The organism is Pedobacter nutrimenti, from assembly GCF_032678445.1.
Taxonomy (GTDB): Bacteria; Bacteroidota; Bacteroidia; order Sphingobacteriales; family Sphingobacteriaceae; genus Pedobacter; species Pedobacter nutrimenti_A.
Genome location: NZ_JAVTSQ010000011.1, coordinates 26,106 through 50,028, shown reverse-complemented (window position 1 = coordinate 50,028; position 23,923 = coordinate 26,106). Strand labels below are relative to the sequence as shown.

Sequence of the window (23,923 nt, the reverse complement as noted above, 5' to 3'; positions counted from 1 at the left end):
AACTTTATTGGCACAATAATACTAACAATATTAGTAAAAACAAATTATTTCTAATTTTTATTTTATGTCGAATATTTCATCTAACCTTAAATACCTCAGAAAGAAAAAAGGCCTTACACAGCAACAATTCGCCGATGCTATAGGCATCAAGCGTTCTTTGGTTGGTGCTTATGAAGAAGATCGTGCAGAGCCAAAATACGATTTGCTAAAAAAAATAGCAGACTTCTATGACTTTTCTATAGATGAATTCATCAACGAAGAGATCAACGATAAGTGGAAACCCAACCTGAAAGCCCAGGGTTCCAACCTGAGGGTCCTGAGTATCTCTGTTGATAAAGATGATAATGAAAACATTGAACTGGTTCCTGTAAAGGCTAGTGCTGGTTATATGAATGGCTTCTCAGACCCTCAGTATATCCGGGAACTCCCCAAGTTTCAATTGCCCCTGCCCTCTCTTAAGCAAGGTACTTTCAGGGCTTTTGAGATTACAGGTGATTCTATGTTGCCCATCCAACCTGGCAGTGTGGTTATTGGCGAATACCTGGACAACTGGAACGATGTAAAGACCGGGGAGACCTATATCATCATCAGCAAGAATGAAGGTGTTGTTTATAAAAGAGCGGGTAACCGCTTCAAGGAAAATAAGGAGCTAAAGCTGATCTCTGATAATAAGGCCTACGATCCTTATACCGTTCCTTCCGATGACATTCTGGAAATCTGGAAAGCGAAGGCTTATTTTACTTCAAGCTTGCCGGATCCTACACCGGAGCCGACTATCGAAACCCTAACCACCATGATGTCGCAGATGCAGAAATCCCTGTCGCAACTGAACAAAAACTAAGCTTTATAAGTGCACTTGTCGGAATCGCATATCTGCTAAAAAAAATCAAGTTACTCTTCGAGGACTGGAGTCCTTGCCCCGCTTCGCTCTTGTGGCAAGGCCCCCTGAGGTCCTCTCTGAGCAACATTGATTTTTTCCTGAACGCAGAACAGGGCGTTTAATCTGACAAGTGTATTAAATGCTGTTTAGTATTTGTTAATTTGAATGTCAGGGATTTATGTTGGGGAATCCTCCAAACTGCATTATGCAGACCTATCTGTTTTCTCTAAAAGTTAAGAGCTCTTCTTTATCAGCTTCTTCTTTTTATTCTTTCCTACCTTCCCGGATTCTTCCCCTTTTAACCTTCAATATCCAATTCCTCAATTATCCTCCCAATACACCACCAACACGGCACTCATTCCCTGATTCTTCTCCATAACCTTCAATATCCAATTCCTCCTCTCTCTCGCTCAATTTCAATACTTTCTCCTCAATTATCCTCCCAATACACCACCAACACGGCACTCATTCCCGGACTCTCCCCCCTTAACCTTCAACAGTTCATCTAAAAGTGGAGCTAAACAATCAGCCTATCCACCCTGCATTTTATGCGCCCAAAGAAAAAAATCAATGCTGCTCAGAGAGGACCTCAGGGGGCCTTGCCACAAGAGCGAAGCGGGGCAAGGACTCCAGTCCTCGAAGAGTAGCATTGATTTTTTTCCAAAATAAACCGTATAAAAAAAGGGAAGCTAATTTTAGCTCCCCTTTTCTAATAACTTTGAAGTTATATCTATTTTACTGTGTCAATTACCGCTTTAAAAGCTTCTGGATGATTCATCGCTAGATCAGCTAAAACCTTACGGTTTAAACCAATGTTTTTGCTAGCCAATTTACCAATTAATTGAGAGTAAGATATGCCGTGCTGACGAGCTCCAGCATTGATACGCTGAATCCACAATCCACGAAATTCTCTTTTCTTAACTTTACGGTCACGGTAAGCATATTGCAAACCTTTTTCTACCGTATTTTTAGCAATGGTGAAAACCTTACTTCTTGATCCCCAATAGCCTTTGGCCATATTTAGGACTTTTTTCCTTCTTCTTCTCGAAGCTACTGCGTTTACCGAACGTGGCATGTTGTTGTTGTTTTTTGATAAACGGTGTTGCGTATTTCAGCAAACTTACTACCGGGTACCTGGTTAAAAATTAATTATTTACCGATGCAAAGCATACGTTTAACATTGCCCATGTCAGCATCTGACACTAAGCTTGTGTTACTTAAGTTACGCTTACGTTTAGTCGACATCTTAGTTAAGATGTGGCTTTTGTATGCGTTCTTCCTTGCGATTTTACCTGTTCCAGTAAGCGAAAAACGCTTTTTAGCACTGGAATTGGTTTTCATTTTTGGCATAACCTGTGTTTATTTATGTAATTTATTTATTTTTTTGCAACTTTTGGGGCTAGCGTTAAAAACATACGCTTACCCTCTAATTTTGGTAACAATTCCACTTTACCTATTTCTTCTAAAGCCTGAGCAAACTTAAGCAATAAGATCTCTCCCTGCTCTTTGTAAACGATTGCTCTACCTTTAAAGTGAACATAAGCTCTCACCTTCTCACCATTTTCCAAGAAACTAACTGCATGTTTTAGTTTAAACTGAAAATCGTGATCATTGGTATTAGGACCAAAACGAATCTCCTTAATAACGGTTTGCTTCGCGTTTGCTTTGATCTCCTTTTGCTTTTTCTTCTGCTCGTAAACAAATTTACTGTAGTCAATAATTCTGCATACCGGCGGAACTGCATTTGGAGAAATCTCTACAAGGTCTAATTCCAACTCATCGGCAAGGGCCAAAGCTTTTGCCAAAGGATAGATCCCCGGTTCAACATTATCTCCAGCTAATCTCACTTCCTGAGCCTTGATAAACTGATTAATATTATGTTCTGCTTCTTTTTTCTTAAAAGGAGGACGTGGTCCCCTGTTAAATCCTGGTCTGCCTAATGCCAAATTTGTATCTTATTTAAACTGTTATTTCTTTAATTAATAATTCACTAAACTCTTGCAGGGTCATTTCACCTACATCTCCATCACCATGCTTTCTTACCGAAACCTTACCGTCTGCCATCTCTTTCTCTCCGATAATCAACATATAAGGGATCTTTTTAACCTCTGCATCCCGGATCTTCCTCCCGATTTTCTCATCACGGAAGTCAATCAAACCGCGAATATCGGAATTATTTAGTTCATCTGAAACTTTTTTCGCATATTCTTCATATTTTTCTGAGATAGGAAGAATAATAAACTGTTCAGGAGAAAGCCATAATGGGAAGTTACCTGCACAATGTTCAATCAATACCGCAATGAAACGTTCCAGTGAACCAAACGGTGCGCGGTGGATCATAACCGGTCTGTGTTTCTGATTATCACTACCTGTGTATTCCAGTTCAAAACGCTCCGGCAAGTTGTAATCTACCTGGATTGTTCCAAGCTGCCACTTCCTTCCCAGGGCATCTTTCACCATGAAATCCAGTTTCGGACCATAAAATGCAGCCTCTCCCAGTTCTACCACAGTAGGTAAACCCTTCTCAGCAGCAGCCTCTATAATAGCTGATTCCGCCAGGTGCCAGTTTTCATCTGTACCGATATATTTTGCTTTGTTATCAGGATCTCTCAAAGACACCTGTGCAATATAATCGTTAAAGCCCAAAGACTTAAAAACATACAGCACCAGGTCAATTACCTTCTTAAATTCTTCCTTTACCTGATCCGGACGACAGAACAAATGCGCATCATCCTGAGTAAAGCCACGAACCCTGGTTAAACCATGAAGCTCACCACTTTGTTCATAACGATATACAGTACCAAACTCTGCAAAACGCAAAGGAAGGTCTTTGTAGGAACGGGGTTTTACTTTATAGATTTCGCAATGGTGCGGACAATTCATCGGTTTCAGGAAAAACTCCTCCCCTTCCTGAGGCGTTTTAATAGGCTGAAAAGAATCTTTACCATATTTTTCATAATGACCTGAAGTGATATATAGGTTCTTATGTCCAATATGCGGTGTAACCACTTGCTCATAACCAGCTTTTCCCTGCGCTTTAGTCAGGAATTGAACCAGACGTTCACGTAAAGCAGTTCCTTTAGGCAACCATAAAGGCAAACCCATACCTACTTTTTCAGAAAAAGCAAAAAGTTCCAGTTCCTTACCTAATTTACGGTGGTCCCTTTTTTTCGCTTCTTCAATCATATGAAGATATTCTGTCAGCTCACTTGCTTTCGGAAAAGTAACCCCGTAAATACGAGTCAATTGTTTCCTGGTTTCATCACCTCTCCAGTAAGCACCAGCAACATTCATTAACTTTACCGCTTTTACAAAACCGGTATTGGGAATGTGCGGACCACGGCAAAGATCTGTAAAGTTCCCCTGGGTATAGAAAGTAATCTTTCCATCTTCCAGGCCTTCAATTAAGTCTAATTTGTACTCGTCGCCTTTTTCTGTAAAATATTTTACAGCATCTGCTTTAGAAACACTTTCTCTAACAAAAGTTTCCTTTTGCTTAGCAAGTTCCAGGATCTTTGTTTCGATCGCTTTGAAATCATCCGAAGAAAACTCCCTGTCTCCAAAATCCACATCATAGTAAAATCCAGTTTCAATAGCCGGACCAATACCAAATTTAGTTCCAGGATATAAAGCTTCCAGGGCTTCAGCCATTAAGTGAGCAGAAGAATGCCAAAAAGTCGATTTACCAGCAGTATCATTCCAGGTCAGCAATTTAACAGAAGCATCGTTTTCAATAGCCCGGGAAGAATCCCAAACTTCACCATTTACTTCCGCAGCCAATACGTTACGGGCCAAACCTTCAGAAATGGATAATGCGATTTGATGGGCGTTTATACCCTTTTCATACTGACGTACTGAGCCGTCAGGCAGTGTAATGTTAATCATCTACAACTATGATTTATAAGTAAAAAAATAATTTTATTAAAATCACCTACAATGTGATTTTCTTTCAGGCACAAAGGTAAAGTAAATTTCAAATAATCAGTTCATTTAAACTGAAATTTATATTAATTCCCCCCAGCCCTTCTCTGGCCATTTCCCCTGCCCCTGTTCTTCATCATCTGCTCCAGTTTAGCTTTATACGCATCAGAGGTAATCACCGTTCCCTTTTTAGGAAGGTTTATATCTTTAGCATTGACCTTTCTGAATTCTATGCTGGTTGCCAGTGTGCTTCCTGCCTTCGATTGAATAGACAACACAGCACCTTCCGTCCAAAGTGCAGGATTAGGCGAAAACTCAAAACCCAGATCCTTGGTATACCAAAGTACAGTTTCATCTACAATTTCCTTTTCCTCTTCCATGATCTTTCTTTTGGAGGTCGTTTTAATGGTAACTTTATGGCAATCAAAACCAACGATCTTCTTCACTTCATCAGATTTTATATACTCCACAACAGGCTGCCCAATTAAACCACGGCCAAGCATAGAAACATCAGCCTGCCCCAGTTTACCGTCCAGAAAGTATGTTGTATCGCTCAGGTCGAATACAGCCGTCAATTTATGATCCAAAAAGTTATAGTAATAATCCCGATTGGAAATTCCGCCAAAACGAAAACCACCTCGTCCACCGCCATTGCTGTCTTCTGTTTCCTCTACCTTGGTATAACTTGCACCTGTCGCATTAAACAACAGTTCAAAATCAGTTTTTGAACTTTCCGGAAGTCTGTCTTTCATTTCCGGTGTGATTTTAATCCCATTGGCTTCCATTGCTGCAGCAGGATCAAAACGAGTTTCAAATTGGATGGCTCCAGACTGTTTTTGTTGTGCATTGACCTGTAAACTACAGGATAAAAGGCCCACAACGGCGATCATTAAAGCTTTCATCAGAGAAATTTTATGTCAAAATATAATTTAATATTCAAGCCAGCCATTGGCCAGCACATCTGCCAGATGCATGGTTTTCAATGGGATGTTATTTTTATCAATATAGCCCTGCAAATGCATTAAGCACGAAAGATCTGTAGAAATGATATAATCTACTTCCTGTTCCAACGCATTGTTCACCTTTTGCTCTGCCATAGCCGATGAAATGGCATCAAATTTAACCGCAAAAGTTCCGCCAAATCCGCAGCACATATCTGTATCTTTCATCTCTACCATTTCCAGTCCATGAACTTTAGACAACAGCAAACGTGGTTCTTCTTTGATCTTACATTCCCTGAGCCCGCTGCAGGAGTCATGGTATACCGCTCTTCCGTCCAGCTCCGCCCCAAAATAATCCTTCTTTGCAATATTGATCAGAAAGTCTGAAAGTTCAAAGATATTGGTCTGCATCGACCTGCATTTATTATGCACAATGGTATTGGTAAACAAATCATTGTAGCCGCCTTTCACCATTCCCACACAAGAGGCCGATGGCGCTACGATATATTTATTGTCAGAAAAATCATTCAAAAATTTAGTACCTGTCTCTTTGGCTTCTTCCCAGTATCCGGCGTTATAAGCCGGTTGTCCACAACAGGTCTGCTTGGAGTTGTAATTCACCTCACACCCTGCCTTTTCCAATACTTTAATAGTATTAAAAGCGGTTTCAGGATACAACTGATCTACAAAACATGGAATAAATAATTCTATCTTCATCTATAAATTCTTTTTCTCTAATCCAGCACCGGTTTTGCGGAAATCTTTCGCTCTGCAGCTTTTAAAGCCAGCAGCAACACCAACCCCACGATAAAGAAGGTGGTCAATGCAATCGCCGAATTCCGCATATTGCCGGTTAATTCTTCTATATATGCAAAGCTAGCCAATCCGGCTACAATTGCAAGTTTTTCCGTAACATCATAAAAGCTGAAGAAAGATGCCGTATCAGCTGTATTTGAAGGGATATATTTGGAATATGTCGACCGGGAAAGAGATTGTATACCACCCATTATCAGTCCAACCACTGCTGCTAAAACATAAAACTGAACCGCTGTAGTGATATAATAAGCAGCAATACACATGCCCACCCAAATCACCACAACACTAATCAGCACGCTCACATTACCATAGATTTTAGATAGGTACGACATCATGTTGGCGCCCGCTATAGCAACAAGTTGTATAATTAAGATCACTAAGATTAAACTGGACGTAGGCAAATGCAAGATCTTTTCTCCAAAGCTTGCAGCCACCAGCATAATGGTTTGAACGCCCATAGAATAAAAGAAGAAAGCCAGTAAAAAACGCTTCATTAAACTCATCGTTTTAACCTGATGCCAAACCTTTTGCAGTTCTTTGAAGCCCCCTGAAACCTTTTTCTGCTCTTCTACGCTGAAATTTGGACTGCCTTTTGGCAACACTTTAAAAGGGATCTGAGCAAAGCCGATCCACCACAGGCCTACCAGTAAAAAGGACAATCTTGGTGGGAAACTGAGATCTGTGATCCCGAAGAGTTCCGGCTTTAAAACAAATACAAAACAGATGAGCTGCAGGATCACACTCCCTACATAGCCATAACTAAAGCCTTTTGCACTCACAGCATCCTGCTGATCAGCAGTGGCTATTTCAGGCAGATAAGAATTGTAAAACACAAAACCGCCTGCATAACCTATTGCGGCTAATGCAAAACAGATCACCCCTAGTTCCAGGGTCTCCAGCTTGAAGAAGAACAATGCACAACAGGACAAAGCACCCAGCCAGGTAAACAGCTTCATGTATATTTTTTTATTCCCCCTATAATCTGCCATAGAAGTTAATAATGGAGAAGTCAACGCAATAATGAGGTAGGCCACTGCGAGTGCGTAATTGGACAGCGCGGTATTCACAAATCGCATCCCAAAGAAGGTGACTTTATCTCCGTGTTCGGGTGTTGTCGTAATAATGGTGTAGTAAGCGGGAAATATTGTCGAGGTAATGACGAGGTTGTACGCTGAATTTGCCCAGTCGAAAAATGCCCACGACCGGATGACTTTTTTATTATTCTTCTGTTTCATGTTTGTCTAGGGACTAAAAGTAAAGAAAAAGTTTTAAGCACTTCGTAAAAAAATAATGTTGCTAAGAGGGGACCTCAGGGGGCCTTGCCACAAGAGCGAAGCGGGGCAAGGACTCCAGACCCCGAAGAGCACATTATTTTTTTTCACCCAGCTTAAACCCCTACTTTACTTGTTGTATCGAACTGCTTCCCGATTTATCCTCCTTAACATTCTTAGGATTTCCTTTATAAAAAATAGACGTCGCACCAGAAGTCGCAATCTTCAAATCATTCAGCACATTGATATTCGCCTTTCCTACCCCCTTAATGTTCAAATCATAAATCCCAACCACAAAATCAAAAGCATCCAGTTCCACAGCACCCTTAGCCTTAAACAAATGCGTTCCAGCCTGTCCGGTCAAATGGATCTTAGTCGCCCCATCAACCTCTGTTGTTACCTTACCCGCGTTGAGATCCAAGTTCAATTCCGTACTGCCATTTAACGTGAGCTTCAGGTCGTCAACATTTAACCGTCCGGCACTCACCACCTTACTTGGAGATTCTGCCTTCAAAGATTTTAACTGCGCAATACCCGCATGAACAACAATAGAATCCTTTCCACAATAAGCAGCCGTATCCAGTTTCAGCTTTAACGTACCCCCACTCACGTTGGTCTCTACCAGATTTACCACATTAGAATCAGCAGAAACCTTTACCTGGAACGTACTGTCCTGGTGTAGGACCAGCTTAATCGGACCAGCAATTTCTATTTCATTAAACTCCTTTACTGTCTGACCCCGCGATGTCCGGACACCTGAATCTTCAACACATTTGGTTTTACAAGCCGACCATAGAATAGGCAGCACAAGGATAAGAAAGGTTAATTTTTTCATTAGTATATAATTAATTTTAAAGGTTATGAAGCTATCATAAGCATATTCATTGCTGTTTGTAAGCGGTATGCTTATGATGGTTTCATCAGTATATAATTATTAATTCTTTGTGTATTGTTTTCATTTGTATTAATGAACTCGTAAACTCGGTTTGTTTTTTAATGGAGATGAAGCTATCATAATACATCTTAGTATCAACGCAATTTATAAATAATAGTTTTTTCCATCTGTTTTTATTTTGCCTGCATCAAGCAATTCCCGGATCTGGTTCAACTTCTCCGTTTCACTTCCTGTTTTCACTCCAGCAACCAGATCATCCAAACTCTGAGGCCCCGTTTGTAGCAAAGTCGCAATTTCAAACTCCAGCTTCTCCGGAAATTCCTTCGACTCCTCTGCCCGCTTTTCGGCCAGGCAAACATCGCAAACCCCGCATTTCGCAGCGGCAGGTTCGTCAAAATAAGCCAGCAACTGAACACTGCGGCACTGTGCTGTACTTGCATAAGCCAGAACAGCACTGATCTGATCATCCTGGATCTTCTTCCGGAGTTCAATATACTTCACATCAATATCCATATGCAACTGGTCTGCCCTTGGACGTAAGAACTGCAGCTGTGGCTGATCCGTTTGCGGCAAATAAGACAAAACTTCCAGCTCATGGAGCCTTTTCAGCATGCTCACCAAGGTATTAAATGATATCCCCAGACGTTTGGTCAGGTCATATTCATTAATCTTCACATATTGATCAAATGAACCACCATAAGACCTTAATATAGACTTAATTAAAGGATCATAACCAGCGTTTTCAATCTGAAAACGGTAAAGATCCTCGTTATGGATCAAAAACAACACCCTCGACTGTAAAAAGATATTCTCCGACAAGGTCAGGTAACCATCATGCTCCAGAAATTTAAGCGCCCCAATGGTCTTAAGGACTCCCAGGTTGAACTTCTTACAGTAATCCGCCAGATCAAAAGGAAAACTCAAACCCTCACCCATGCCATAAGCCAGCTGGTAATAACTACCCAGATAGTGATAGGTTTTCTTAATCTCCTCCACAGAAGGAAAATTATTCGAGTACTTATGTTCCAATGCTTTCTGATCAGACTTATTGGCCAGCAGTACCGCAAAAGCCCGGTGTTCATCCCGCCCAGCCCTTCCAGCTTCCTGGTAATAGGCCTCCAGGCTTTCCGGAAGATCCAAATGCACCACAAAACGGACATCAGGCTTATCTATACCCATTCCAAAAGCATTCGTAGCCACCATCACACGGGTCCTGTTGCCCTTCCAGTCTTCCTGCTTTCTCGACCTGTCACTCCGTTCCAGGCCTGCATGATAATAATCTGCCGAAATCTGGTTTCTTTTTAAAAAGAAAGACACCTCCGCCGTTTCCCGCCTGTTTCTCACATAGACCAGACCAGACCCCTTCACATTCCGGATGATATCGACCAGTTTCTTGTATTTATCCTCCAGGTCAAAAACAACATAGCTCAGGTTTTTACGCGCAAAACTTTTAACAAAAACCTGTGGATCTTTCAGTTCCAGCTTCTCTACAATATCTTTTCGTACAAACTGTGTAGCCGTGGCCGTAAGCGCGATCACCGGAACCTTCGGTAAAATCGCCCTCAACTCCTTAATCTGTAAATAAGGCGGTCTGAAATCGTAACCCCACTGGGAAATACAATGCGCTTCATCAATGGCAATCAAATTTACCTTCATATGGGAGATCCGGACCCTTACAATGTCTGAAAGGAGGCGTTCCGGAGAGAGGTATAAAAACTTAATCTTGCCATAGATACAATTGTCCAGCAAAATGTCAATTTCACGCTTCCCCATACCCGCATAGATAGCCACCGCATCAATCCCTTTCGCTTTCAGATTTTCAACCTGATCCTTCATTAGCGCAATCAAGGGCGAAATCACCAGGCAAATCCCCTCCTGCAACAAGGCAGGAACCTGGAAGCAGAGTGATTTTCCACCCCCTGTTGGCAGTAGGGCCAGGGTATCTTTATGCGCTAAAACAGCATCAATGATGTCCTCCTGCAAAGGCCGGAAGGAATCAAACCCCCAATATTGCTTTAATATGTCTGTTTTATTCATAATAAGATAAACCAAAACTATAAAAACGAACTGATATTATTAAATTGCAGGCCTAAAGAGGTTGTCTGAAACAGTACGATCGTCATACTGAATTTATTTCAGCATCCCGGACTTACTATTCAACCCTTACTTAAACGGTATGCTGAAATAAATTCAGCACGACGAAATACTTAACCAGAACAAAAAAATAAGATGAAACGATATTTACTGTTCCTCATTTTCTCCATTACCTTCAGTCCAGCTTTCTCACAAGATAAGAAAGAAAGCCCTAAATGGGATGTTGAAAAATACAAAGGCACCACCAAAACCTTCAGCATCAGTACAGATGAAGGTACCTGGATGAACCTAGACGTCAGTCCGGACGGAAAAGACATTGTTTTTGACCTCCTTGGAGATATTTATATTATGCCCGTTAACGGTGGCACAGCCCAGCTCCTGAGTGGTGGTATTGCCTGGGATGTACAGCCCCGTTTCAGTCCAAACGGAAAATACATCTCTTATACCAGTGACAAAAGCGGCGGCGACAACATCTGGATCATGAACCGCGATGGTTCTAATAAAAAACAGATCACCAAAGAAAGTTTCCGGTTGCTGAACAATGCCACCTGGATGCCAAACAGCCAATATGTTGTAGCCCGGAAGCACTTTACAGGAACCAGGTCGCTTGGTGCCGGAGAAATGTGGATGTACAGCATTTATGGCGGGGAGGGCGTACAGCTCACCAAAAGGAAAAATGACCAGCAGGATGCAGGAGAACCCAATATCTCACCAAACGGACGTTTCCTCTACTTTAGTGAAGACATGAGCCCCGGTCCCGATTTCGAATACAGCAAAGACCCTAATGGGATGATTTACGCCATAAGAAGACTGGACATGACCACAGGCAAACTCAGCAACCTGATTGCCGAACAAGGGGGCGCGGCCAGGCCGCAAATCTCTCCGGACGCCAAATTCATGGCCTATGTAAAACGGGTGCGCCTCAAATCCGCACTTTACATACAAAATCTCAAAACAGGAGAAGAATGGCCCGTATTTGAAGATCTTTCTCATGACCAGCAGGAAACCTGGGCCATCTTTGGTGTGTATCCCAATTTCGCCTGGACGCCCGATGCCAAAAGCCTGATCTTTTATGCAAAAGGAAAGATCAAAAAAGTAGATCTGGGCAGCCTTCAGGTTACTGAAATCCCATTCCAGGTCAATAGCGAACAAACCGTTCAGGAAGCCCTTCATTTCCCGCAACAAGTATATAGCAGCGAATTTACAGCCAAAATGATCCGCCAGCTCAAAACTTCTCCCGACGGCAAATGGGTTGTTTTCAATGCGGCAGGTTTTCTTTACAAAAAAGAACTCCCGGAGGGGAAACCGGAAAGATTGACCAATGGCCTGGATTTCGAATTTGAACCCTCTTTTAGCCCCGACGGGAAGTATGTAATCTTTACCACCTGGAGTGATGAATTCAAGGGTGCAGTAAAACGCGCAGATTTCAGATCAGGCAAAACCATTACCCTAACGGATGAAAAGGGCTTCTATTACTCCCCTTCTTATTCCTCAAAAGGCGATAAGATCATATACAGAAAAGGAAGCGGCAATGATGTTCTGGGCTATTCCTACGGCAAAAACCCGGGCATCTATATCATCTCCTCCAACGGCGGCAATAAAACCCAGATCCTGGACAATGGTATTAAACCACAATTCAATGCAGACGATAGCCGGATCTATTTCCAGGGCAACAGCAATGGCAAAAAAGCCTATAAAAGTGTAGACATCAACGGTGGAAATGAAAGAACACATTACACCTCCACTTATGCCACACAATTTGCACCAAGCCCTGACGGGAAATGGATGGCCTTTACCGAATTGTTCAACGTTTACATTACGCCTATGGTTACCGTAGGCTCAGAACTTGACCTTTCTGCGGGCAACAAGTCCATTCCGCTCAGCAAAATCACTAAAGACGGCGGTACTTATATCCACTGGAGCAACGACAGCAAAAAACTTTGCTGGACACTCGGAGAGAATTATTACAGCAAAGACATCAACACCATTTTCAGTTTTGCAGACAGTACAGCTCAAAACCCTTCAACCACAGCAGATCTAAATGACAGCCCTGCGGATGAAACCCCCATCAATCTGGTCCTAAAAACCGATGCCCCAACAGGCCTCATGGCCTTAAAAGGCGCCCGGATCATCACCATGAATGGCGACGAAGTTATAGAAGAAGGTATAATTCTGATTGAAAACAACAAAATCATCAATATTGGAAAAGCGGCAGAAATCTCCGTTCCTGCAAACGCCCAGGTGATCGATGTCACCGGAAAAACAATTATGCCCGGCATTGTAGATGTACACGCACACCTGCACACCAGTCCTGATGGCATCAGCCCTCAGCAAGACTGGTCCTATCTGGCCAACCTGGCTTTTGGCGTAACCACTTCACACGATCCATCCAGCAATACAGAAATGGTCTTCAGCCAAAGCGAAATGCTCAAAGCAGGCCGGATGGTTGGCCCTCGCCTGTATTCTACCGGGTCTATCCTATATGGAGCAGACGGAGACTTCAAAGTCGTGATCAACAGCCTTGACGATGCCCTGTCCAATTTAAGAAGACTTAAAGCAGTGGGTGCATTTTCTGTAAAATCTTACAACCAGCCCCGCAGAGAACAACGCCAGCAAATTATTGAAGCCGCACGGCAACTCAAAATGGAAGTGGTACCCGAAGGCGGATCTACCTTTTTCACCAATATGAACATGATTGCCGACGGACATACCGGCATAGAGCACAGCATCCCGGTGGTTCCTGTCTACAAAGACGTTAAAAGCTTCTGGAACAATACCCATGTAGGCTATACCCCTACCTTAATTGTAAGCTACGGTTCTCAGTGGGGCGAAAACTACTGGTATGACCGCACTAATGTCTGGGAAAATGAGAGACTCCTGGCCTTTACACCAAGAGCCATCGTAGACGCCCGCTCCAGAAGACGGACCACCTCAGAGTATGGAGATTACGGCCATATCGATGTAGCCAAAGCGGTTAAACAAATTGCTGATGGCGGTACAAAAGTAAACCTGGGTGCCCATGGACAGATCCAGGGCTTAGGAGCACATTGGGAACTTTGGATGCTGGTACAAGGCGGTATGAGCCCGCTACAGGCCATTCGTTGCGCCACCATCAATGGTGCCGGTTACCTGGGTATGAATAAAGAAATCGGTTCACTGGAAAAAGGAAAACTAGCAGATCTGGTCGTTATGGATTCCAATCCGCTCGACGACATCCGGAATTCTGAAAAGATCAAATATGTGATGGTGAACGGAAGAATCTACGACAGCATGTCGATGAATGAAATTGGAAGCCGGGATAAACTTAGAGGCAGGCTTTGGTTTGAGCTCAATAAAAGCAATGGCTATACCTCACCAACCGATGCTTCAGAAACCTGGACTTATACAGTACCGGAATGCGATTAGATCCAATCGCATTCCGATTCCTTATTTAATAAGTAAATACCTTGCCACCCACCATAACTTCCTGGGTAGCCTCATCAAAAGTGGCTTTCATCCCTGTTCTGGCTGAGGCATTGGTCATAATATTGGCAATGGAGTGATAATAACCCGCCTCAACAGGTGCATTCGTTTCCTTCCGGCTGCGAATGCATTCCATCCAGTTCCGCATATGCGCAGAAGTCAGCTTATCCCCGCCTGTATTGGCCGAAGCGGCAACCTTTTCCGTATTGTCCGTCAGTTTAATTTCTGGCAGCAGGTTGGCCTTCATGTGCATAGCACTGGCTGGCCCCTCTTTAAGACCTCCTTTAGGAGACACCATATTGGTATTCAGGTTGAGCTCGCCGCCGTTTGAATAATAGATCTCCGCAGGATTTTCATCCCCATTGTGCATCCTGGAAGAAAAAACCACCTGGAAGCCATGGTTAGGGTCCCCGGCGGGGCCATAATCAAATACCGCAGTAGTGGTATCCCAGTTCCTTCGTCCGTCACGCCACTGGTAAATGCCACCATTAGCCACCACACTTCTTGGATGCTTTAAACCCGTAAACCAATGTACCGTATCAATCTGGTGCGACATCCACTGTCCCGGCATTCCAGACGAATAAGGCCAGAACAAGCGATATTCCAGGTATTTCCGCGGATCCCATTCTTCAAAAGGGCGATTGATCAGAAAGCGTTTCCAGTCGGTATCTTCCTGTTTCAATTTGGCCACCAGGTCTGGTCTGCGCCATCTCCCCGGCTGATTCACATTCCAGGTCAGTTCGACCATGGTAATATCTCCAAATTTACCTTCTTTAATAAATTGCGATGCCGCTTGATAGTTATTTCCGCTCCTGCGCTGCGAACCGATCTGCACAATCTGCTTAGACGCTTTGATCATTTTTAAAGCTGCCCTTGCATCAGCCATCGTTTCTGCAAAAGGCTTTTCACAATATACATCGCACTTGGCACTCACCGCTTCCATGGCATGCACCGCATGTTGAAAATCAGCTGTACTTACAATTACAGCATCTATATCCTTTAAACCGTACAATTCTTCATTGTTCCGGCAGCCCGTAATGTCATGACCAAACTTACTTTTCAGATGCTCCACACCTAAACCTCTGCGGTAATTCCAGAGATCAGAAACCGCTACAATATCAAAATTGAGTTCCTTCTGATGGTTTAAAAAACTGGGCAGCAGCGAATCTTTAAAGCGGTCAGAAAAACCAACCACACCTACCCTCACCCGGTCATTCGCCCCTATAATATTACCATAACTCTTGGCACTTAAACCCATCGTTCCCAAATAGGTACCCGCAGCAGCAATAGCCGATTGTTTAATGAATTTTCTTCTCGATTCTATCATGTTTAAAGAGATTTAGAGGGTTTTGATTTTGATACTTCTGAAAGATACTTTGTCACCATGGTCCTGCAACAGGATATGGCCTTTAGGTGCCATCCCAAAATTCTTCCAGTCTTTATATTTACTATCGGCCACAAGTGCCAGAAATTCTGCAGAACCCCGTGTATATTCCAGAATTTTATACCCGTTTAACCAGTATTCAATTTTGTTATTTGGAAAAACACGGATCAGCCCCCGGTTCCATTCCCCTATTTTCCGCTGTGCATTCGGAATCTTTTTACTGGTGATCAGATCATACAATGAACCCAGCGTACGGTTTCCGTTTTTACCCAGCTTGGCATCCGGATGTCTTTCATCATCCAGAATCTGGTACTCAGGACCTATTGCCGACCCCTTGTTTCCCTCGGTTAGGGTTACAAAATATTTAACCCCGCTGTTGGCACCTTCCGTCAGTTTGAAATCGAACTTCAGTTCAAAGGCCGCGTATTCCTTGTCCGTTACAATATCGCCACCATTGGTAGATTCTGCTCCATTGGATTTTTGAACGCTCAGCTCACCATTTTCAATCAGCCAGCCCTTTTCAGGAAAAGTACTTTTATAAGCGCCTCTCCATCCTTTAGTCGTTTTACCATCCCATAACAAGGAATAGCCTTCTGCTTTTTCCTGCGGAGAAAGATTGTTTGGGATCAGGTTCACCACAAAGATATCATCCTGTTTAGAGGGCTTCAGGTTTTCCGTCTGGATCCTGATGTTCCGCCAGCGGATCTGCTTTCCGGGCGTATCATCCTTACCTATCGCATGGACCTGCAAGGCAATAAACCCACTTGATGTCATATCATCAATCAGGTTTGCAGCAGGAACCCCGTTCAGCCAGGTCCGGATAGAGTGCCCAATACATTCCACTCTATATTTATTCCATCCCCCATTTTTAAATGCCATCTGCGCTTTAGGATTAATATCCAGAGGATACAGCCATCCTCTTCTGGCTTCATCGTAAATGCCCGCACTAAACCTTCTCTCAGATGGGTCTACTTCTACCTGATAACCGTGAACACGCCCATTCTGATAAGCATCATTGCTTTCACTCCGAATTTGTATTCCAGAATTCATCGAATCATCCACCAGCAATTCCACCTCCAGGATAAAGTCTCCGTAATTTTTTTCCGTAGCCAGGAAAGAATTGGGTGTACCAGATACCGTTGTTCCTATAATTTCTCCATTTTGGACCTCGTATTTTGCTTTTCCATTCAACTGTTTCCAGCCCTGCAGATCCTTTCCATTAAAAAGGTTCTGCCACTTTGCGGTTTGTGCATGTACAAGGGAATAACTTCCCATGACCATAACCGTTAGGATTAATCCTATTGATTTCTTCATTTTGTGATCGGTTTTTTATAATGATTGTGATTTATTTACGTGCAAAATCTGCAGCCTCTGCATTCAGACTGGCTGCCGTTGGTTGTGTTCCTGAACTGATCTTTACCCGGTAACGGAAGCTGACAGAGGCTCCGGGCGCCAGATGCATGCGAAGCTCTTCTTTACCCTCGCTAAAGATCTTTTGCCCTAAAGGATTGGCAGCAAACAACCCATAGTCTCTTGCATGCCAGTAGGTTGGATAGCCCGGGTTTTTGGGATGATCGATCATCGCAACTGACACCGGAACCCGATCTTTAACACCGTAGAGCAAACACCAGTTTCCCCGGGTTCCCCAGGCCGCATTCCCTGTTTGACCAGCACTGGTCAGGTAGTTTCCATTGGCACCGTTCTTTGTTGGAGAAACCTCGGTAATATTTCCCTGGCTATCACTGAATTTCTCCGTTTTATCTGAAGGAAGTTCAAGTTCTTTCGTAACACGAATACCCAGTAAACCGTCCTTAACATCGTTAAAGTGCACGGTGTCCCGCTGCGCGGTTAAGGTTGTATACCGGTCAATTGTCCGGCTGTTCTCTGTTCCGCTAAACACCAGTTCCGTCTTTTCTATAAGCAGTACCGTACCATCTTGTTTTTCCCAGTTGGCCGTATAAACAAGCTTGCCTGCAGATTTCCCCTTGTTCAGCTCCAATACTTTCACATTCCTGATCCAGCCGTATTTGCTCTTTTTTTCTGCAGGTATATTATAGGAATTGTTCCAGAAATCAAGGCCATTTACACTTTCGTAATTAAACCACAAGCCCACATGATGTGGATGATCTGTTCTTTCTCCATCCCTTTTATCGAGCGGAAAGCCACGGGTTACCACTGCTCCATTTGCCGCCTGAATGGGATAAAGTACGGGCTTTTCTAAATTGGAAGGAAAAATAAAGCTACTGAAATACCGGCCTCCAACCACAACATCAATTTTCTTGTCTTCACGTTTATCCAAAAAATGGACTTCCTCAGTTTGGGCAAACAACTGCATACTGAAGCTGCAGCAGATAAAAAACATATACTTCTTCATATTTGGTTCGGCTTTCTTATATTTAGATTATAATAGATCCTTTAAACTAAGATAAGCTATTACGCAGCAAATTGTCTTCCGGCAGGCCAATTCCTCTAAAAATATTACGCAATCGATTTAGGAATCCAACTCTTGATAAAGAGTTGGAAACGGTTCTATATTCGTTCAGTATGACTGCGCCATGAGTGCGCAGTGAGTGCGCCATGACTGCGCCTTTTTTCAGAATAAAGGCGCAGTCATGGCGTACTCATACTAAATACATTGCGTACTCAAATAGAACATACTATGAACCCTGTCTAGTTTAAACTGGTTATTTATCAGGTGTTTTTTAAAACAAGCCCCATTCCTGGATTGTTATTTAAGAAAGACTAAGAAATTATGTTAAAGCCAATACATTTATTTATACCCTGCCTGGGCCTGTTTATGTTGTCATGTACACAAAGCAATACGACTTCTTCAGTAAGCACAGATAAAACTGCCGTAGACAGCGCAAAAGTAGCCGATACCACTAAGATAATCAATGTGCTCTATAAATGTGCAGACAACAAAGAGATTCGCGTTTCCTATGACAATACCGATGAGAAGAACCCATTTGTACTAGTGCAGACCGATATCAAAAAGCCCGGGATCACAAAAATGAAACTCGTAGAAGAGCTGGATTAAACCACGATCCTGAAGGTCAGGTTTACCCTCGCCCGCATTGGCCGTATGGATTTAGCAATCCTGTGTTCCCATTTCGCCTGGAGGTCACCCTTCATCACCAGCAGGGAGCCATTCTCCAGCTTTACAGTGTATTTTAAACGGTGGTCTGCCTTATGCCGGATGTCAAAGGCCCGCACTTGACCAAAACTTACCGAAGCAATGGTTGGATGTGTTCCAAGAGCCTTTTCATTATCGCTGTGCCAGGCTACGGAATCATTGCCATCCCGGTAATAATTAAGCAATACACTGTTAAACCTTACACCAGTGATCGCTTCTACCCTTTGTCTGATCATCAGCAGATCGCTGGTCCAGGGCATCGGAGTTGTCCTTCCTGGAGAAGTATAATCATAACTATCCGGATCGGCATACCAAACGGATAACCTGGGTGTGATGACTTGTTTATCGTACATGGTGACTACTTTCTGTTTCCACGGACATTCTGTAATAAAATTATTCATCAGTCTTTCGCTTTCCGCAAGGCTGAAAAGTGCCGGCCGGTAATCCAGCAGATCTTTAGGCAAGCCGGGACTTTGGCCTGTTTCAGCAAAAAAACTCAGTTGCTCCATCTCCATGAGAATGATTTGGGGTTTAAAATTTCAAACTATTTTACGGCCTTCAAAAATACTAATATTTTTAGTATAATAAAAATAAATTGGATACTCCCCTTATTTAAAATATTTATATCCAAAGACTTGGATGCTGACAACAAATTCCAAACTCTATAGAATTCATACCAATTGAAAAAAAATAAAAAAAATTTGCAGGGATAATAAAAATTCCTACCTTTGACTTGAGAGCGTTAATTTAATGGAACGGGACCAGGTCGCTAGACTTCGGTCCCGTTTCTTTTTTATACAATTTTACCCTTCTTTTTTACGGAGCAGCAATTTGCCCGTAGGTTAAGTGCTCTTTCAAAGAAAAATTTATTGGCCCAATTCTTGTACAGAATTAAAAGAATTAGCAATAGGTGGATAGGAATTTCATCGCCTCTATTTTCTGTAAAATGGCTTCTTCTTTGTTTGTTTATTTTAGCCTAACGGCAAACAGTTGGCTGGAACGATTTTTTATGTCTAAATCGTATATTTAAGAAGGCAATATTATTCTTCTTTCTGGTCAGCCAGACAAGTTCATACAGGTTAAAAACGCTGAATAAAATGAACAAAACTTAACCACCTCTATTTAACTACTGATTAACAATCAAATACAATTTAACTCTCGCTATCTCTGAGAGTCGAGAATCCGTATCAATCTCCCTGAATACAGCCCCAAACTGAATGTAATGAACGAAAATCGTTGAAGTTTCTGTGATAAGTTTGAAAAGCTATAAAGAACGTAAAATTTTATCTCAAAAATTATATGGACTTGCATAGCAGGAAACTAATTTATCGCTCAGCGTGCACAAAATAAAGGCTCTATATACTCTCTTAATTCCAGCACTGGTAACAGTGTTTCTAATGGTTATGGGGATGGGGAGTGTGAACGGGCAAACAAGGACATATTTAAATGGAACCAAGACGGGAAATTATTTTGGTGGAGGGGCAGCACTTTCATTAGGCCCAGGTAGTGCATCTTTGAGCATTCCCCCAATGACAGCTCATACAACAACTAATTTTTTAGGGGCTGGAACAACGTTCAGATATTTCTATGGAGATAATAGTATTCTAACAGGTGCTACAACTCTACCTGTTAAACTCAGAGCAAGTCAGGACCTTGGTCTGCTGGGCTTACTCGGTGCAGGATCCGATGTGTATGTTGAATTTAGAAACACCAGTAACACCCCCATTCCGGCTGGTACCACTACTTATTTCAAGATTAAAGAAAAACCAACGTTAAGTGGTATATCAGTGGCTGTAGGCGGATTATTAGGTCTGGTTGAACTGCAGAGTATAAATGGCAGAGGTTATACATCAGCGGGAGACTATATACTAAATACGGCGAACACTGCCGGAGGTGCATCCTATAACGGAAATGAATCCGTAGGTAATGTTGTGGGAACCACCGCGGGAACCACGACCAAAATGCTCATCGATAAAAATGGAGATTGGTATGCAGCTGTTACGCCAGATGCGGCCTACAATGCAGCAAGACTGGAAGTGGCTTTACCGTCTGACCTTCGGGTCGCTGATATTGCACGTGCTTTAGAAGCAAATGTATATAGTGCATTTACGCTATCATCGGGCGGTACTTGTAATACAAGTCCAATATTTACAAGTCCGGGAGAAGCAACAGGTATCAATCTTAATACAGGAATCATTGGCGGGTTGGACCTTAGCCAACTGGTTGCAAATCCGCAGTATGCAATTAACGGCGTCGCAGGCCAGTATTCCTCTTTCTCATCTGGCGTTGCTAGTGTCGGTGTAGCAAGTACAGTATCTCAAACCTTCTATTATGATCATACCGCTACGGCAAATGATGGAATTCATGTGAATCTCGGATTGTCTAACAGTTTGATCGGCTTGTCGCTACTGCAACTTAACGGCATCGTATTTTATGCCTACTCCGGAAGTTCAGAGATTCCGGTTTATACCAAGGGACTTGGGGATCTTGCATCACTTCTGGGGCTTGACCTGCTCAATCTGGTCAATATAGGAAGCAGTCAGAAAAATCTTGATTTTAGTTTCAATTTAAATGTACCATTTGACAGATTTAAAATAGAGTTTCAAAAAGGCGTACTTGGAGTGGGTGTAATTGGCGACGCATTAAGAATTTATGATGTCAGCATAGCTCCGGCTTTACCCACAATCACTGTTCAACCTACATCTGTTAATTCTACAAATATTTGTGAGGGAAATACTGCGAGTTTTTCTGTTGCAGCAACAGTTCCAACAGGCTCAACTGGACCAACTTATAGTTGGCAGTACTATGATGGAACAAGCTGGAACACCATTTCTGGTGCCAATAGTGCCTCCTATACGACCGGTGCTACTACTGCGTCTATGAACAATTGGCTATACCGGGTTTTAGTAACAGGAGGAAATCCAGGTTGCCCGCAAACTGTTATCTCTAATGAGGCTAAGCTCACCATCAATCCAAGAGCTACAGCCGCCAATATCACTGTTGCTAATGCTGCTATTTGCGAGGGCTCAGCGGCAACGCTGTCACCAACATCGACGTTAACTGCTCCGGTTACATTTAAATGGTATCTGGATGCAAATAAAGCTACTCCTATTACTACCGGAGGCAACTATACTGTAGATGCCAGTGGCAATTTAACGATTAGCGGGCTTACAGCCATAAACAGCCCTTACACTTATTATGTGAGTGTAAGCAATTCTACAAATTGTGAAAATGCTGCAGGTACATTAAAAGCTGTAAGTGTAACGGTCAATACACAACCTGTATTGGCAACTATACCTCCGCAGTCTCTATGCAATGGCCAATCACTAGACTTAACTACACTAAACCCAGCAGATACAAAGGGAACAACAACGGGTACATATGTTTGGTCTTTAACCCAGGGAGGAACAGCTTTAAGCAGTACGACCATAACACCTTCTTTAGGACTTCCTAAGACCTATTATGTAAGATATACCAACGCCACTTGTTATTCCGATCAAAGTGTTGTGGTTACGGTATATGCACCCCCAACAATAGCTGCCGCAGGAACGAATCAAAACCTATGTAACTCCACAACTACAGACCTTGAAGGCAATGCGCCCATTGTCGGTACCGGAGCATGGAGCTTGGTTAGCGGACCAAATACACCCACATTTACAACACCATCCCTCTATAACAGCAGTGTGACCGGATTGGCACCGGGAGTTTATCTATTTAGATGGACGATTAGCAGCGGTCCTTGCACTAAAAGTTCATCAGATGTAACGGTAACTGTATTTGCACCTCCAACAACCGCCAATGCAGGCTCTAACCAGAGTTTATGTGGTGTTACAAGCACAACCCTTTCTGGAAATCTTCCTACCACCGGAAGTGGTCAATGGACTTTCAAAAGCGGTCCAACAGTTCCCAGCATCACATCTCCCCTATCGAATACCACCCAGGTTAAAGGACTGGTTACCGGTACTTATGTATTTAGCTGGATTATACAGAATAGTGTCTGTCCAATGAGCACGTCTGACGTTACCATAACTGTAAACCCTCTACCCTCAATTACCTTACAACCCCTTGTACCAATCTGTGCAAACAGAACGGAGTTTAAAATAAATTATACCAATCCGGTAAATTCACCAACCTCATACACTATACAGTGGGATTTAACCGCTACAACCGCAGGCTGGGCCGGAGTGACCAGCACACCTTTAACTGGAGGGGTCATCTCCATAACAATGCCCAATAATGTACCAGCCAACACTTATCATGGTACGTTAACCATTAATAATGGAACCTGCAGCAACGATATGCCATTAAACATAGATATATACGCAACTCCACATCAACCAAATATTTCAATAGCTAATTAATATAAACTCTTAAATAAAAACGACATGAAAACTAAAATGACAATGCTCAAATCAACATTTCTAGCTCTATTTATGCTACTGGCGGCAAACTCTTTTGCTCAAACTTATCAGGTTTATGCTTGTAAGGGAACAGCGGTTACACTTACAGGACCAACCCCGGGTTCAGGCGAGACACTCCGCTGGACAGAAACTGTAGGCGGTTCAAATAACATTCAGACAGGTACAACAGGAGCAACATTTACAACACCTACCACTTTAACTCCGGGTGAACATGTTTTTAACGTACAGGTGATTTCCGGAGATCCGGCAACGACTGGATGTTCCAGTGATGTTTCTGCAGATTATAAAATCTTTGTACTTCCTGACATCACATTAACGCTTGCAGATCCAACAAACCCAACATATTGCGCATCTACCACAACTCCTAATTCAAATTTGGTAGCTACGGTAACAGATCCATCTGGTGTCACTATCCCTGCAGAAGTAACTTATGAGTTTAGCTGGGTAGTTACCAAAGGTGGTTCACCAGCTTCAAATAGCGATATTGGAACAATTGCTGATGCAGCAAAATCAAGCACATTTACAGTGAACACCATTTCTGCTGGCACCTATGCTTTTACTCCAACGGTGAAATATGTTGTTCCTTCAAACATAAACACATCTGGTAATAAAAAGGGATGCGATGCTACGACAGCAGCTAAGTCTGTAATTGTAACTCCAAAACCTACTACTCCAGTAATTACTTTCTAATAAAAATTATCCAGG

The 23,923-nt window shown here is 42.7% G+C and carries 18 protein-coding genes; 5 read left to right on the top strand and 13 right to left on the bottom strand.

Translation table 11 applies throughout. From position 1 onward, the window contains the following. Window positions 1-64: 64 nt before the first annotated feature. Entirely contained in the window at window positions 65-841 is a 777-nt protein-coding gene (locus R2S08_RS20240; RefSeq protein ID WP_316836838.1) for a LexA family transcriptional regulator, read from the top strand. Window positions 842-1,610: 769 nt separating this feature from the next. Here R2S08_RS20240 and rplT read toward each other — a convergent pair. The 9 genes from rplT to R2S08_RS20195 form a co-directional block, all read right to left on the bottom strand. Beyond that, window positions 1,611-1,955: a 50S ribosomal protein L20 gene (gene rplT, locus R2S08_RS20235; RefSeq protein WP_108555434.1), complete on the bottom strand. Its 345-nt coding sequence runs from the start codon at window positions 1,953-1,955 to the stop codon at window positions 1,611-1,613. A gap of 74 nt (window positions 1,956-2,029) precedes the next feature. Further along, window positions 2,030-2,230 carry a 50S ribosomal protein L35 gene (rpmI, locus tag R2S08_RS20230; protein ID WP_108555435.1) on the bottom strand — a complete coding sequence of 67 codons (201 nt, stop codon included), beginning with the start codon at window positions 2,228-2,230 and terminating at the stop codon, window positions 2,030-2,032. Window positions 2,231-2,256: 26 nt separating this feature from the next. Continuing rightward, a complete protein-coding gene (infC, locus tag R2S08_RS20225) occupies window positions 2,257-2,826 on the bottom strand; it encodes a translation initiation factor IF-3 (RefSeq protein ID WP_133780907.1) in 570 nt (189 codons plus the stop codon). Window positions 2,827-2,839: 13 nt separating this feature from the next. Further along, complete coding sequence (gene thrS / locus R2S08_RS20220) at window positions 2,840-4,765, bottom strand: threonine--tRNA ligase (RefSeq protein WP_316836837.1); 1,926 nt, start codon at window positions 4,763-4,765, stop codon at window positions 2,840-2,842. Between the two features lie 122 nt (window positions 4,766-4,887). Then, window positions 4,888-5,703 carry a hypothetical protein gene (locus R2S08_RS20215; protein ID WP_316836836.1) on the bottom strand — a complete coding sequence of 272 codons (816 nt, stop codon included), beginning with the start codon at window positions 5,701-5,703 and terminating at the stop codon, window positions 4,888-4,890. A gap of 27 nt (window positions 5,704-5,730) precedes the next feature. Then, the gene (locus tag R2S08_RS20210) at window positions 5,731-6,459 is read right to left on the bottom strand and encodes a (Fe-S)-binding protein (protein WP_316836835.1); all 729 of its coding nucleotides are present in this window, start codon (window positions 6,457-6,459) and stop codon (window positions 5,731-5,733) included. A gap of 17 nt (window positions 6,460-6,476) precedes the next feature. Next, window positions 6,477-7,793 carry an MFS transporter gene (locus R2S08_RS20205; protein ID WP_316836834.1) on the bottom strand — a complete coding sequence of 439 codons (1,317 nt, stop codon included), beginning with the start codon at window positions 7,791-7,793 and terminating at the stop codon, window positions 6,477-6,479. 160 nt (window positions 7,794-7,953) lie between these two features. Then, entirely contained in the window at window positions 7,954-8,664 is a 711-nt protein-coding gene (locus R2S08_RS20200) for a head GIN domain-containing protein (protein WP_316836833.1), read from the bottom strand. A 204-nt stretch (window positions 8,665-8,868) separates the two neighbouring features. Then, window positions 8,869-10,761, bottom strand: a complete 1,893-nt coding sequence (locus tag R2S08_RS20195; protein WP_316836832.1) for an ATP-dependent DNA helicase RecQ — start codon at window positions 10,759-10,761, stop codon at window positions 8,869-8,871. Window positions 10,762-10,953: 192 nt separating this feature from the next. Between R2S08_RS20195 and R2S08_RS20190 the strand changes: the two genes are divergently transcribed. Then, window positions 10,954-14,223 (top strand): amidohydrolase family protein, encoded by a 3,270-nt coding sequence (locus R2S08_RS20190; protein WP_316836831.1) that lies wholly within the window; start codon window positions 10,954-10,956, stop codon window positions 14,221-14,223. Between the two features lie 25 nt (window positions 14,224-14,248). Here the strand turns inward: R2S08_RS20190 and R2S08_RS20185 are convergent, their stop codons facing one another. Genes R2S08_RS20185 through R2S08_RS20175 form a run of 3 tightly spaced genes read right to left on the bottom strand, consistent with a single transcriptional unit; the run spans window position 14,249 to window position 18,038 of the window. Next, entirely contained in the window at window positions 14,249-15,607 is a 1,359-nt protein-coding gene (locus R2S08_RS20185; RefSeq protein WP_316836830.1) for a Gfo/Idh/MocA family oxidoreductase, read from the bottom strand. Window positions 15,608-15,619: 12 nt separating this feature from the next. After that, window positions 15,620-16,978 (bottom strand): DUF1080 domain-containing protein, encoded by a 1,359-nt coding sequence (locus R2S08_RS20180; RefSeq protein ID WP_316836829.1) that lies wholly within the window; start codon window positions 16,976-16,978, stop codon window positions 15,620-15,622. 31 nt (window positions 16,979-17,009) lie between these two features. Then, a complete protein-coding gene (locus R2S08_RS20175) occupies window positions 17,010-18,038 on the bottom strand; it encodes a PmoA family protein (RefSeq protein WP_316836828.1) in 1,029 nt (342 codons plus the stop codon). Between the two features lie 378 nt (window positions 18,039-18,416). Between R2S08_RS20175 and R2S08_RS20170 the strand changes: the two genes are divergently transcribed. Continuing rightward, window positions 18,417-18,701, top strand: a complete 285-nt coding sequence (locus tag R2S08_RS20170; RefSeq protein WP_316836827.1) for a hypothetical protein — start codon at window positions 18,417-18,419, stop codon at window positions 18,699-18,701. Here R2S08_RS20170 and R2S08_RS20165 read toward each other — a convergent pair. After that, window positions 18,698-19,312, bottom strand: a complete 615-nt coding sequence (locus R2S08_RS20165) for an alpha-ketoglutarate-dependent dioxygenase AlkB family protein (RefSeq protein ID WP_316836826.1) — start codon at window positions 19,310-19,312, stop codon at window positions 18,698-18,700. The two genes, R2S08_RS20170 and R2S08_RS20165, sit on opposite strands and share 4 nt — an antisense overlap. Window positions 19,313-20,206: 894 nt before the next feature. On the opposite strand from R2S08_RS20165, the gene R2S08_RS20160 reads away from it, so the two are divergent. Both R2S08_RS20160 and R2S08_RS20155 read left to right on the top strand, forming a co-directional pair. Next, on the top strand, window positions 20,207-23,158 hold the full coding sequence (locus tag R2S08_RS20160; protein ID WP_316836825.1) for a hypothetical protein: 2,952 nt from the start codon (window positions 20,207-20,209) through the stop codon (window positions 23,156-23,158). 24 nt (window positions 23,159-23,182) lie between these two features. After that, the gene (locus R2S08_RS20155) at window positions 23,183-23,908 is read left to right on the top strand and encodes a hypothetical protein (protein WP_316836824.1); all 726 of its coding nucleotides are present in this window, start codon (window positions 23,183-23,185) and stop codon (window positions 23,906-23,908) included. The last annotated feature ends 15 nt before the right edge of the window (window positions 23,909-23,923 follow it).

Excerpts from the sequence above, each read along its gene's own strand:
- R2S08_RS20240 (WP_316836838.1), top strand. The coding sequence starts at position 65 with ATGTCGAATATTTCATCTAACCTTAAATACCTCAGAAAGAAAAAAGGC.
- rplT (WP_108555434.1), bottom strand. The coding sequence starts at position 1,955 with ATGCCACGTTCGGTAAACGCAGTAGCTTCGAGAAGAAGAAGGAAAAAA.
- rpmI (WP_108555435.1), bottom strand. The coding sequence starts at position 2,230 with ATGCCAAAAATGAAAACCAATTCCAGTGCTAAAAAGCGTTTTTCGCTT.
- thrS (WP_316836837.1), bottom strand. The coding sequence starts at position 4,765 with ATGATTAACATTACACTGCCTGACGGCTCAGTACGTCAGTATGAAAAG.
- R2S08_RS20215 (WP_316836836.1), bottom strand. The coding sequence starts at position 5,703 with ATGAAAGCTTTAATGATCGCCGTTGTGGGCCTTTTATCCTGTAGTTTA.
- R2S08_RS20210 (WP_316836835.1), bottom strand. The coding sequence starts at position 6,459 with ATGAAGATAGAATTATTTATTCCATGTTTTGTAGATCAGTTGTATCCT.
- R2S08_RS20205 (WP_316836834.1), bottom strand. The coding sequence starts at position 7,793 with ATGAAACAGAAGAATAATAAAAAAGTCATCCGGTCGTGGGCATTTTTC.
- R2S08_RS20200 (WP_316836833.1), bottom strand. The coding sequence starts at position 8,664 with ATGAAAAAATTAACCTTTCTTATCCTTGTGCTGCCTATTCTATGGTCG.
- R2S08_RS20195 (WP_316836832.1), bottom strand. The coding sequence starts at position 10,761 with ATGAATAAAACAGACATATTAAAGCAATATTGGGGGTTTGATTCCTTC.
- R2S08_RS20190 (WP_316836831.1), top strand. The coding sequence starts at position 10,954 with ATGAAACGATATTTACTGTTCCTCATTTTCTCCATTACCTTCAGTCCA.
- R2S08_RS20185 (WP_316836830.1), bottom strand. The coding sequence starts at position 15,607 with ATGATAGAATCGAGAAGAAAATTCATTAAACAATCGGCTATTGCTGCT.
- R2S08_RS20180 (WP_316836829.1), bottom strand. The coding sequence starts at position 16,978 with ATGAAGAAATCAATAGGATTAATCCTAACGGTTATGGTCATGGGAAGT.
- R2S08_RS20175 (WP_316836828.1), bottom strand. The coding sequence starts at position 18,038 with ATGAAGAAGTATATGTTTTTTATCTGCTGCAGCTTCAGTATGCAGTTG.
- R2S08_RS20170 (WP_316836827.1), top strand. The coding sequence starts at position 18,417 with ATGTTAAAGCCAATACATTTATTTATACCCTGCCTGGGCCTGTTTATG.
- R2S08_RS20165 (WP_316836826.1), bottom strand. The coding sequence starts at position 19,312 with ATGGAGATGGAGCAACTGAGTTTTTTTGCTGAAACAGGCCAAAGTCCC.
- R2S08_RS20160 (WP_316836825.1), top strand. The coding sequence starts at position 20,207 with ATGGGGAGTGTGAACGGGCAAACAAGGACATATTTAAATGGAACCAAG.
- R2S08_RS20155 (WP_316836824.1), top strand. The coding sequence starts at position 23,183 with ATGAAAACTAAAATGACAATGCTCAAATCAACATTTCTAGCTCTATTT.